The 12,865-nt window shown below is 31.2% G+C and carries 9 protein-coding genes; 4 read left to right on the plus strand and 5 right to left on the minus strand.

Features of this window, described 5'->3' with window-relative positions; genetic code table 11:
* Positions 1–29 precede the first annotated feature (29 nt).
* Entirely contained in the window at positions 30–1,646 is a 1,617-nt protein-coding gene (locus tag Q0820_RS12355; RefSeq protein WP_298487953.1) for an Ig-like domain-containing protein, read from the plus strand.
* On the opposite strand, the gene Q0820_RS12360 is transcribed toward Q0820_RS12355, so the two are convergent.
* The 3 genes from Q0820_RS12360 to katG all read right to left on the minus strand — a co-directional run bounded on the left by Q0820_RS12360 (position 1,633) and on the right by katG (position 5,184).
* Positions 1,633–2,409, minus strand: coding sequence for a nitrilase family protein (locus tag Q0820_RS12360; RefSeq protein ID WP_298487954.1), 777 nt, complete (start codon positions 2,407–2,409; stop codon positions 1,633–1,635). The genes Q0820_RS12355 and Q0820_RS12360 overlap by 14 nt on opposite strands.
* A gap of 9 nt (positions 2,410–2,418) precedes the next feature.
* Positions 2,419–2,889: an ankyrin repeat domain-containing protein gene (locus Q0820_RS12365; RefSeq protein WP_298487955.1), complete on the minus strand. Its 471-nt coding sequence runs from the start codon at positions 2,887–2,889 to the stop codon at positions 2,419–2,421.
* 93 nt (positions 2,890–2,982) lie between these two features.
* Complete coding sequence (gene katG / locus Q0820_RS12370) at positions 2,983–5,184, minus strand: catalase/peroxidase HPI (protein WP_298487956.1); 2,202 nt, start codon at positions 5,182–5,184, stop codon at positions 2,983–2,985.
* A gap of 165 nt (positions 5,185–5,349) precedes the next feature.
* Between katG and Q0820_RS12375 the strand changes: the two genes are divergently transcribed.
* Both Q0820_RS12375 and Q0820_RS12380 read left to right on the plus strand, forming a co-directional pair.
* On the plus strand, positions 5,350–7,182 hold the full coding sequence (locus Q0820_RS12375; RefSeq protein WP_298487957.1) for a PAS domain-containing sensor histidine kinase: 1,833 nt from the start codon (positions 5,350–5,352) through the stop codon (positions 7,180–7,182).
* Between the two features lie 7 nt (positions 7,183–7,189).
* Positions 7,190–7,582, plus strand: coding sequence for a response regulator (locus Q0820_RS12380; protein WP_298487958.1), 393 nt, complete (start codon positions 7,190–7,192; stop codon positions 7,580–7,582).
* Positions 7,583–7,585: 3 nt separating this feature from the next.
* On the opposite strand, the gene Q0820_RS12385 is transcribed toward Q0820_RS12380, so the two are convergent.
* Together Q0820_RS12385 and Q0820_RS12390 are read right to left on the minus strand one after the other, a co-directional pair.
* Positions 7,586–8,917, minus strand: coding sequence for a DUF5689 domain-containing protein (locus tag Q0820_RS12385; protein WP_298487959.1), 1,332 nt, complete (start codon positions 8,915–8,917; stop codon positions 7,586–7,588).
* Positions 8,918–8,970: 53 nt separating this feature from the next.
* Positions 8,971–11,709, minus strand: coding sequence for a TonB-dependent receptor (locus Q0820_RS12390; RefSeq protein ID WP_298487960.1), 2,739 nt, complete (start codon positions 11,707–11,709; stop codon positions 8,971–8,973).
* Positions 11,710–11,809: 100 nt separating this feature from the next.
* Here Q0820_RS12390 and Q0820_RS12395 point away from each other — a divergent pair, with 100 nt between their 5' ends.
* On the plus strand, positions 11,810–12,862 hold the full coding sequence (locus Q0820_RS12395) for an endonuclease/exonuclease/phosphatase family protein (protein WP_298487961.1): 1,053 nt from the start codon (positions 11,810–11,812) through the stop codon (positions 12,860–12,862).
* Positions 12,863–12,865: the final 3 nt, after the last annotated feature.

Here is a 12,865-nt window from a genome sequence, read left to right on the forward strand (position 1 = left end):
TTGTTTCTTTGTTACTAACAATTTTAGGAATGTTACAACGAATTTTAACCTGCTTTTTTTTTAGTATTATAATTGCTGCTTTTTATCAATGTGCAAGAAGGGGTAACCCTACAGGAGGGCCTAAAGATTTAGACCCGCCAGTACTTATAAAAGCGGAACCAGAAAATATGTCTGTTAATTTTAAGAATACTAAAATTCGTTTATATTTTGATGAGTATGTAAAGCTTAAAGACGTACAAGAGCAATTAATTGTTTCGCCTCCTTTAAAATATACACCGCTTTTATCTCCACAAGGGAGTGCAAGTAAGTATGTAGAAATTAAGATAAAAGATACTTTAAAAGAAAATACTACCTATACTTTTAATTTTGGTGAAAGTATTGTAGATAATAATGAGGGTAACCCTAATAGATTTTTAACGTATGTTTTTTCTACAGGTTCTTATATAGACTCTTTGGAAATAACAGGTGTTATTAAAGATGCATTTAATAAAGATTCTGAAGAGTTTGTTAGTGTTATGTTATACGAAATAGATAGTACTTATAACGATTCTACTATTTTTAAAAGCCCTCCCAATTATATAACCAATACTTTAGATAGTACTATTATTTTTAATCTTAGAAATCTTAAAAAAGGAAAATATGCTCTATTTGCTTTAAAAGATGAGGCAAAGAACAATATATTTGACCAAAATACAGACAAAATAGGTTTTATTAAAGATACTGTTACTGTACCTACAGATTCTATTTTCTTATTAAACTTATTTAAGGAAGTTCCTAATTTTTCTATGTCTTTGCCATCTTTAACTGCAAAAAATAAAATAACTTTTGGTTATTATGGAGACGGTAATGATATAGAGATTGATGCTATCTCTAAAATACCAGATTCTGTAATTTTTACCTATAAAAAAGAATACAAAAAAGACAGTATTAATTTTTGGTTTACTCCTTTTGCAATGGATTCTCTTCTATTCTTAGCAAAAAACAATACATTTAAAACCATAGACACTTTTAAAATAAAGAATAGAAAACTAGCACTAGATTCTCTTAAACTTAGTGCTAATTATTCTGGCGGTATAGATTTTAATCAAATTTTTGAAATAGCATCTAACACCCCAATAATTAAAACCGATACTTCTAAAATTAAAATAATAAATAAAGATTCTTTAGCTATAAAACATAGTATTACTAGAGATACTTTAAAGAATAGTGTTGTTTTTAGTTTTGATAAAGAACCTAATGAAAGTTACCAAATAGATTTATTACCTGGTGCAATTACAGATTTTTTTAACACCTCTAATGACACCTTATCTTATAACTTACAAACTAAAAGTTATGCAGACTATGGTAATTTAAGGTTAACACTTGTAGGAAACAATATAACTTTCCCCATTATTATTCAATTAACTAATGAGAAAGGTGAAGTACAAAGAGAAATTTATGCTACAGAAAATAAGGTGTTTGAATTTAATAATCTTAATCCAAGTAAATATTTAGCTCGTGTTCTTTTTGATACTAATGCAAATAAAAAATGGGACACTGGTAATTATTTAAAACAAATACAACCAGAAAGGGTTAGTTACTATCCTGTAGCTATTGAGGTTCGTGCTAATTGGGAACTAGAGCAAACCTTTACTATACTAGATTAAACAAATCTTTGTCTTCTAAAAACTTAAGTTTATTCCTTGTAGTATTTATATGTTCTTTTGTAATTGTAGTGTATATAACTTCTTCTTTATTTGTAAAAGATAGTAATTCTCCTAAGCAATCATAAGCAGAAGAATGTCCTGGATACTCAAAACCTAGAGCATCTTTCCCAATACGGTTAACACCAATACAATATGCCATATTTTCTATAGCTCTTGCTCTTAACAAACTATCCCAGGCTAATACTCTTTTTTTAGGCCAATTGGCTACATAAATTAATACATCGTAATTATTTACATTTCTAGACCATACAGGAAATCTAAGATCGTAACAAATTAATGGGCAAATTTTAAATCCCTTATAAGTAACAATTAGTTTTTTATCTCCGGCTGTGTAGACTTTATCTTCTCCTGCCAAAGTAAACGTATGTCTTTTATTATAAAAGCTAATTTTACCACTAGGTTCTACAAAATATAATCTATTGTAATTTTTAGTTGCTTCTTTATAAACTATACTACCAACTATAGCTGCATTTTTTTCTTTAGAAATAGTTTTCATCCACTCTAAGGTTTCTAAAGCGGCATTGTAATCTATATTTTTAGGAGACATTGTAAAACCAGTAGTAAACATTTCTGGTAAAATAATTAAATCTATAGAAGGCTTTATTTCCTTAATCTTTTCTGTTAGGATTTGTCTATTTTCTTTGGGATTTTCCCAGATTAAATGAGTTTGTACAAGCGCTATTTCTAAGAATTCCTTTTTCATTCCCTTTTTTTACTCTAGTAAAGTTAAAAAAGACTTTGGCAATTCTTGCATTTTTGCATGGTCTAATGCCGTGTTGCCTCGAGCATCTTTAACATCTTTTTTAGCACCATATTCTATAAGAAGTTTTGCAATTTCTTCTCTATTAAATGTTGCCGCATATATTAAACTACTAGCGCCCATAGAATTACGCTCATTTACATTTGCTCCTTTTTCTATTAATGTTTTAGCTATTGGCAAAAAACCTTTAAAACACACACCCATTAATGGGGTGTTCCCTGAAGAATCTTTTTGATCTATTTTTGCTCCTTTCTCTAGTAAAAGAGATACTATATTTTCCTGATTGTAGTATGTTGCTAAAATTAAAGGAGTGGAACCTCTCTGGTCTTTTGCATTTATTAAATCGGGATTTTTTGTAAGCGCTTCTTCTACCAACTGGGAGTTTCCATTTCGGATTTCATTAAAAAAATTTTCATTATTCATACTAATAAATATATAAAAAACTGCTATATCTTTCTTAAGAATATAGCAGTTATTAAATTATAATTTTCCTTTTCTTATTTAGAATTTCTCAGTTTATTTTATATCAAAACGGTCTAAATTCATCACTTTAGTCCAAGCGGCAATAAAGTCTGTAACAAATTTTTCTTTTGCATCATCTGCTGCATATACCTCTGCAATAGCTCTTAGCTCTGTATTAGAACCAAAAATTAAATCTGCTCTAGTAGCTTTAAATTTTACTGCCCCTGTCTTACGGTTACTTCCTTCAAAATACCTATCATCTTCAGATGTCGCTTTCCAAGTGTATGTAAAATCTAAAACATTTTTAAAAAAATCATTTGTTAAGCTTCCAATAGTATCTGTAAACACACCATAATCTGAACCATCATAATTTGCACCTAATACTCGTAAGCCTCCAACTAGAACTGTTAATTCTGGAACAGACAAGGTTAATAAATTAGCTTTATCAATTAATAAATCTTCCGCGGCTATATGTAAATCTGATTTTATATAATTTCTAAAACCATCTGCTAACGGCTCTAAGTACCCAAATTGCTCAATGTCTGTTTGCTCTTGCAAGGCATCTCCTCTACCTTGTGTAAATTCTACTATATGATTGTATCCTGCATTCTTCACAGCTTTTTCTAAGCCAACATTTCCTGCAAGTACAATTAAATCTGCTAAAGAAATATCTCCTTTAAAATTACTTTTAATTCCTTCTAAAACTGAAAGCACTTTATTTAATTCTGTTGGGTTATTTACTTTCCAACTACGCTGTGGTTCTAAAGCAATTCGTGCTCCATTTGCACCACCTCTATTATCTGAACCTCTAAATGTTGATGCTGAAGCCCAAGCAGTAGTAATTAATTGCGATATTGTTAATCCAGAATCAATAATCATAACTTTTAAATTAGCAATATCTGCTTCATTTAATGTATAATCTACTGTTGGGATTGGGTCTTGCCATAATAACTCTTCGTTGGGAACTTCTGGACCTAAATAACGTGATATTGGTCCTAAATCTCGGTGTGTTAATTTGTACCAAGCACGAGCAAAAGCATCTTCAAATGCTTTATGATCTGCATGAAAACGCTTAGAGATTTCTAAATATTTAGGATCCATTTTTAAGGCTATATCTGCAGTAGTCATCATTAACCCTTGGGTTGCATTAGCATCACCCGCTTTTGGCGCTCTCTTAGCATTAGATGCAGCTGTAGGAGCCCATTGGTGAGCCCCAGCAGGACTCTTAACTAATTCCCAATCATAATTTAATAATACATCAAAATAATCGGCGTCCCAACGTGTAGGATTTGGTGTCCAAGCACCCTCAATTCCGCTGGTGATAGTATCGTCTAGAACACCTGTACCAAAAGAATTTTTCCAACCCGTACTCATTTCTTCAATTGGTGCCCCGTGAGGTTCTTTTCCAACATATTTATTAGGGTCTGCAGCACCATGAGCCTTCCCAAAAGTATGTCCACCAGCAACAAGAGCAACAGTTTCTTCATCATTCATAGCCATTCTACCAAAAGTTTCTCTAATATCATGGGCAGAACCTAGAGGATCTGGATTACCGTTTGGGCCTTCTGGATTAACATAAATCCAACCCATCATTACAGCGGCTAAAGGATCTTCTAAATCTCCATCTTCATAACGGTCCTCATTTGCTCCCCATTCTGTTTCACTTCCCCAGTAAATATCTTGTTCTGGTTCCCAAGCATCTTCACGTCCTGCAGCAAAACCAAATGTTGGAAATCCCATAGACTCTAATGCACAATTTCCTGCCAAAATCATTAAATCTGCCCAAGAAATTTTATTCCCGTATTTCTGCTTAATAGGCCATAATAATAGCCTTGCCTTATCCAAATTACCATTATCTGGCCAACTATTTATAGGTGCAAATCTTTGATTTCCTGCTCCAGCTCCTCCACGACCATCTCCTACTCTATAAGTACCAGCACTATGCCATGCCATTCTAATCATTAATCCTCCATAATGACCATAATCAGCAGGCCACCAATCTTGAGAATCTGTCATTAAATTTGTAACATCTTTTTTAAGAGCATCAAAATCTATACTTTTAAAAGCCTCTGCGTAATTAAAATCTTCTCCCATTGGATTAGATTTTGCTGCATGTTGGCGTAAAATATTAAGCTTTAATTCATTTGGCCACCAATCACGATTCTTTACTCCACCACCAGCTGTTTGCTTATTAGTTCCACTAAAAAAAGGGCACTTACTTATATCACCATTATTTTGGTCATTCTTAGTATCCATAGCATGTTAAATTTTATAATTATTAATACGTTAATTCTATTATTATCACATCTAAATTTACAAAATAAAATAACTCAACTATAGCTAATTAATATTAATATACTATTAATTAATAATTTTTATCTATAGTGGTAATTCCCTTACATATAATGGTTAAATTGCATAATGGCTGCTTCTATACTATCAAAACTTGCTCTAAATCCTAATTTAATTAGTGAAATTCCTAATAGCGTTGCATTACTAAATTCTAAATTAGAATTTATAAACTGTTCTAAAACTTGGAAATCTAGTCATGAGATAAAAGACGATATTATTGGAAAAGATTTTTTTGCAGCAATGTCTAATTTACCCAAAGATTTTTCTCCCTATTTGCAATATTGTTTAAAGGGAAATGATTGTTACAATGATGGCAAAAAATTTAGTGCAAATAACAATGAATTTATTTGGTTAAAATGGAGCATTAACCCGTGGAAAGAGAATGATGGAAGTGTGAAAGGGTTAATTATTGAACTTGATAATATTACTGTAGATAAAAATAAAGAAGCTTTAATTCAAGAAGCTCAAATTGTTTCTAGGGTAGGTGGCTGGGAGGCGTATTTACAAAATTTTAGAGTTACTTGGACTAAAATGGTTAACATTATTCATGAGCAACCTTTAGATTACGTACCACAAAGTTTTGAAGAATGTTTTGAGCATTTTAAAGAAGGGGAACATAGAGATACTGTCTTACGTTTAGCTAATATTGCCATGACTAAAGGTACTCCTTGGGACGCCGAAGTTATAATGATTACTGGAAAAGGGAAAGAAGTTTGGATACGAACAAAAGGGAAACCAGAATTTATTAACGGTAAATGTGTAAGGCTATACGGTATTTGCCAAGATATTAATGAACGTAAAATTGCAGAATTTAAATATAGGGAAGAAGCAGAAAGAGCAAAAAAAGCTACAACTGCTTCTAATGTTGGTATATGGCAGTTTACAACAAAAGACAGAATTGCTATTTGGGATGATATGTGTTATAAACTGCATCACAAAAACCCTAAAGATTACAATAGCACCTATGAAGCTTGGGAAGCCGCAATACATCCTGATGATTTTTTAAGAGTTTTACAAGAAGCTTTTTGGATGAGCAAAGGAGAAGGAAGTGGTATAATTGAATACCGAGTTATCTTAGAAAATAAAAGTATAAGACATTTAAAAGCTGTAATTACTTTTTTTGCCGAAACAGAAAAATATAACAACAAAGCTATTGGCGTAATTTCTGATATAACAAAGGAAAAAGAATCTGAACAAAAACTAAAAGAATATGCACAATTAACAGGAGATCAAAATAATAGTCTTACTAATTTTGCTCATATGGTTTCCCATGATTTACGATCTCATGCTACAAACCTATCTATGGTTACAGGGTTTTTATTAGAAGAAAGAAAAGATGAGGAAAGGCATAAATTAATGGCAATGTTAAAAGAATCTACAGAGAGTCTTAATAGCACCGTGTATAATTTAAATGAGGTGGTACAATCTAACGCCAACGTTACTAATAAACTTGAGCCCATAAACTTAAAAGGGGTTATAGAAAATGTAAAAAATAATATCTCGGCTACTTTTATAGAGAAAAATGCTTCCTGTACCTTAAAGCTCTCTTCCAATTCTATTGTTCTAGGAGTTCCTGCTTATTTAGATAGTATTTTACTAAATTTATTTACAAACAGTATAAAATACTCTGCTAATGACAGACCTCCCCATATTGAAATTAAAACCACTAATTCTGGAAAAAATTTAACTTTAAGTTTTACAGATAATGGGAAAGGTATAGATTTAAATAAATTTGGGAATAAAATTTTTGGGATGAACAAAACCTTTCACCGAAACAAAGACGCCAGAGGTGTAGGTTTGTATATAACTAAAAACCAAATAGAAGCAATGGGCGGAAGTATTTCTGTAATAAGTGAAGTAAATGTAGGAACAACATTTACCTTAAAATTTATAACACCTTAACATTTTAATGAAAAAAATTAACTCTGTTTGTATTATTGATGATGACTCTATATTTGTTTATATAGTTAAGCGTCTTATGGATGAAAGTAACTTTTGTGATTCTATAATTGAATTTGAAAATGGAAAAGAAGGAATTGAAGGCGTTTTGGAATTAAATACTAAAAACAAATTACCAAATATTATTTTTTTAGATTTAAGTATGCCCATAATGAGTGGTTGGGAGTTTTTAGATGCTTTTGCAGAAGCTAAAATTTCTAATAAAGAAGCTATAAAAATAATTGCGATGAGTTCTTCTATTAACCCCAATGAAATAGAAATGATAAAAGCCTACCCTATGGTTACAGATTATATAGTAAAACCGATTACACCATCCGATTTAGAAAAAATTGCAAACTACTAATTTTTAATTGTGTGCGCCTGGAGTATAACTTTCTGGAGCAATCCCTGGATTATTTATAGTGCCACTCTCACCCGAATCATTAGTAATAATCCATTCGCTAAAATCATAGACTGGGTTGCCATTTTGCACCTCTGATTTTCTTACAGCTCTACCATCTTCAAATTCATGATTTGTTCCAGAACCATCTTCCCCAACTACTCCAAAAACATCTATTATTTTACCAAAAGGGTCTACCAAAACTAAATTATCATCTCCATTAGAATCTGCAGGACTATTATTGCCAACTTCTAAATCTGGTAAAAAACCATAAATGGAATTAAAATCATCTACAGTAGGAGTTATTACTATTGTACTTTGTGGTTCAATTTCTAGGTCCGATAAATCTATTTCAGAACTTACTTCTATATTCCCATTAGTATACCTTTGCAATGCCCATTTGTTTAAACTTAATTTACTATCACTAGCATTATAAAGTTCTACATATCTTCCTAAACTAGTATTATTTGGGTCTGCTAATTCAGATATAAATATAGCATCTGATGTAAATTCTGTTATTTCTTCCACACAACGTTCTTTATTAAAATTAAGGTCGTCTAAACTTCTTATGGTTAATTGATACTCTTTACTAGATTTTGAAAGTACTCCTGTTATGGTTCCATTTAAATCTGGTAAAATACTATCATAAAAATTGGAGTAGCCACTACTAACTAGTTTTAAAATATCTTCATCACAGTTTTGTAATGTCCTTTCGGTTTCCTCTTTTTCATCTGCAAACGGTAATTCTAATTCTTCTTCTAGAAACTCTACATTATTAAATGTAACCAGAGTGTTAATGTGTTGATCGGATAGTTGGGATATTTCTACTACTGTTGGCTTTAGTTTTTGTTGCTCTTCACAAGATAAAAACACATGTTCTTTTAAAGATATTGCTGGCAACCTTCCTACCGATAAATTACCAAAAGAAGTAAAAAGACCTCCAATTTTATACGTTTCTTTACTTTTTCCTAAATACAATCCTTTTAGTTTTATAAAAACTTTAGCCCCTACAGGATATTGTAAATGCAAATTTTGCAAATCTACTTCTAGTTGTATTCCTCCTGTAGGGTTTATAGTTTTGTCTTGACAATGAAGAACACTAAAAAAATTACCTTCTTTGTCAGATGAAATAACAATTACCTCCAAGACTAAATCTTCTTGTATTTCTATAACACCATCAACATATATATTTTTTAAATCTTCTAAACTAATTGTAGCTACTATGTCTGAATTACATAGATTATCTGGTGTATTAAAATTTTTATCCGGAGCGCAGCCTAAAACAAACGCTAAACTCATAGTTAGTATAAAAAAACAAACCTTATTTATGTTTACATTCTTCATTCTGTGCTTTAATTAAAACTATATGCAAAATTTAAAAAATAGGTTCTACCGTAACCATACCAATATTTTGGAGCAAAAGAAGGACTGCCACTAAGGTTATCATCTCTTAATTGTCCAAAATTTCCATTTCTACTTTGTTCATAACCACCTGTTCTATATTTGGTATTAAACAAATTATTTAAACTCATAAAAACACTAATATATTTCCCATTTACTAACCAGGATTTTCCGGCTACAGCATTTAATAAATAAAAATTATCTAGTGGTTTTTGTGCTAATAATGCGGTAACATTTTCTTTTGTAGCATCTGGGAAATTTTCTCCCGTTTCTGGGTCTAAATAAAAACTATTTGTTCTGGTAATTGTAGAAATATTACTATAATTATTGCCTAAGAAATTAGCACTTACCCCTACCCACCAATATTTAGGGTCTCTATAATCTATACCAATAGCCCATGCTTTTTGAGGCCCTTGTGCTAGTTTATAACCCTTTATAAATGCTTCTCCTAGATCTACATTTCCTACTGTATTTATGAGTTCTTCTGATGCATCTGCAGTATCAAAATTTATAGAAACATTGGGGTTGCTTGCATAAACATATTTTGCAAGAGAAAATACTCCAGATAGTTTTACAGCAGAGGATAATTGATAGGTTACTCCCAACTCCGCACCAAAATGTAATTTGTCTAAACCAGTGAGTACTTCTTGTACAAAATCTGACCCAACACCTGCATCTACAAAAAAGAAATTTATATCTGTAGTATTTTGAAAACGAGTATGAAAACCTGTTACTCTTCCTGTTAGTTTAGGAAAACTTGCAAAATAACTTACATCTACACTAGTTATGGTTTCTTTGGTACTCTCGCCAACAATAGTATTATTCTCTCTAGGGTTAATAAACAAATTTTGGATTGTTGGAGGTCTGTTTATTAATGCTACATTCGTAGACACCCAATTTCTACCATTAATTTTATACGTAGCACCCGCTTTTGTAGCAATATTTGAAAAACTTAGCGTCTCACTTTTACCTAAGGAATTCTCTAAAAAACGTTCATTTTTATATAACCCTTCTCTTTGGTAATTAGACGCACTATATTTTCCAGCTATAAATCCTTCCCATTTTTTTGACTCATATTTTAACTGCCCAAATACATTGTAATTGTGTGCAAGAATATTGTAGTTATAGTTAAAAATATCTCCCTGTAACTTTTCTTGACTTTCATTTACATTGTTTTTTGTGTTAGAAAAAGCATCTACATCATTATGATAATTTGCTCCTAAAAGGTCTACTATTTTAGCGTAATTACCAGAATGCAACTTTTGATAGTACATCCCAACGTCTAATTTTATATCTGTTCCTAAATTTACATTTGCAATACTATTTATTATAAACTGTCGGTCTTTAACCACATCATTATATAAAATATATGAGGCTGGGGAACTTATGGTATTTGTATTAGCTACATATAAATTTTCCCAATCTATTTGCGCATTATCTAAAAAATCTTCTTCAGCTTTATTTGCACTATAAAAATTAGCTCCTATGGGGCTGTTTAAATAAAAACTGGGTAAATATCTATAATATGTTTTATCGGGGTTAGGTGCATTATAATATCCTAATCTACTTTTAGAATGTGTGCCATATTGATACGCAACACCAGTGTTTATATTTACTTTTTTAGTAGTATACCTATGGTTAAACATAAATATAGGTTCTTGTAATTTACGCTCTCTAGAATTTCTAGTTTTTCCATTCTGATTTCCCCAATATGGGTTGTAAGTGTTACTTTTTAGCTCAAAAACCTCCTCTGTAATTGCAGAGGACCTTCCTCTTCTGTTCGATGCCAAGAAGCCTGTTAGTAATAGGGTATGTTTGGCATTTAAATTATATTCCACAGCACCGTAAATTGCATACGCATTATATAATGTGCCTTCTACAAATCCATTTTTAGCTCCTCTTAAAGAACCCGAAATACTATATGTTATTCCTTTTTTATTAGTTTTAGAGGTATATGTTGCCATTAATCTACCTGCATAAGTTCTATTAGAAACAGAAGAAGAGAACCTATAACCGGGTCTAAGTTGCGATGGTCTTGTATCTATATTTGTAGTTCCCAAAACTCCACCAAAAGATGAAGAAGAGGGTTTTAAACCTGCTGAAAATTCTTGGTTTCTAGTTACATCATTTAATCCCCCCCAATTATTCCATTGTGGCCTTCCGTCTATGAGTTTATTCATGGGAATACCATTAATTAGCACTTTACCATTACGAGAATCATAGCCACGGACTCTAAAGAAAGCCTGACCAAAATCAAAAGCAGCCCTATTTAAAAAAATATCTTTTGTTGCTTGTAATAAACCAGAAGTAATAGATTCTCCTTGATCATCCTCCAAATCTGCATCTGTTAAAGCAATTAAATTATTGGTTTTCTCAATTACTATATTTGGCTCTAAATAAATAGCACCTAAATCTATATCTTCTCCATTACCTATTAGCTCTAATTTCTTAGTTATAAAATTATATGCACGAACTTCTAATATAAAAGACCCTTTTATGCTCAAAGAAATATTAAAATTACCCAGTGTAGATATAGGCCTTTCTATTGGCTTTCCATTAATGCTAAGTGTTGCATTAATAGGCTCTTTTTGGTTTACTATGGATGTAACTTTTCCGGTTATTTTATAATCTTCTTGCGCTACTGCAAATTGTAACATAAAAAGCCATAGCAACAATACAAAATATCGCATTATATTTGGTTATGGTTAATGGTTGCATATTACAAATAGTAAAAATGCCCATATTATTGTATGAAAAAACCCTCTTTTTTTGCTATATATTAAATTTTTTATGAAATATAACTTTACATTTTTAAAGAATATTCTTGTATTTATATTAGCTATTTATACTGGATACGGACAGGAAAAAAACAAATATACAGTCCGAACTATTGCATTTTATAATGTTGAAAACTTGTTTGATATTAAAAATGATTCCCTTACTAGAGATGATGACAGAACTCCTTCTGGTAAAGATAATTGGACATTAGATAGATATACTACCAAAATTGAAAATACCACTAGAGTATTAAGCAAAATTGGTTCTAAAGTGACCAATACCTCTCCAGATATTATTGGGTTATGCGAAATAGAGAATATAGAAGTTTTGCAAGATTTAGTAAATCATCCTAATATAAAAAACAAAAATTATGGTATTATACATTTTGATTCTCCTGATGAAAGGGGCATAGATGTAGCTTTACTTTATAAGAAAGATGTTTTTATTCCTGATAGCTTTAACAGTCATAGACTTTTGCTTTTTAATGAAGAAGGGTATAGAGATTTTACTAGAGACCAACTTGTAGTTAGTGGCTTATTAGATTCTGATAAAATACATTTTATTGTAAATCATTGGCCATCAAGAAGTGGTGGTGCAGCAAGGAGTAAACCTAATAGACTACAAGCTGCTAAACTCAATAAACGTATTATAGACTCTATTTCTAGGACTGAAGTAAACCCAAAAATTATAAGTATGGGAGATTTAAATGACGACCCAACTGATGATAGCCTTAAAAAAATACTACAAACCAATGGGAAAAAGAAAAAATTAGAAGATGGTTCTTTATTTAACCCTATGGAAAAACTATATAAAAAAGGAGTTGGCACACTTGCCTATAGAGATAAATGGAATTTATTTGACCAATTTTATATGACAAAAAGTGTAACTAATTCTGTTTCTTCTAGTGGCTATAGTTTTTGGAAAACAGGGGTTTACAATCCACCCTATTTATTAACCCAAACAGGTAAATACAAAGGCTATCCCTACAGAACATATGCTGGCGGAAGTTATGCCGGTGGTTATAGTGACCACTTTCCTGTTTACATGTATCTAATAAAAAAATAGATT

The organism is uncultured Maribacter sp. (genome assembly GCF_947495965.1).
In the GTDB taxonomy this organism is placed as follows: Bacteria; Bacteroidota; Bacteroidia; order Flavobacteriales; family Flavobacteriaceae; genus Maribacter_B.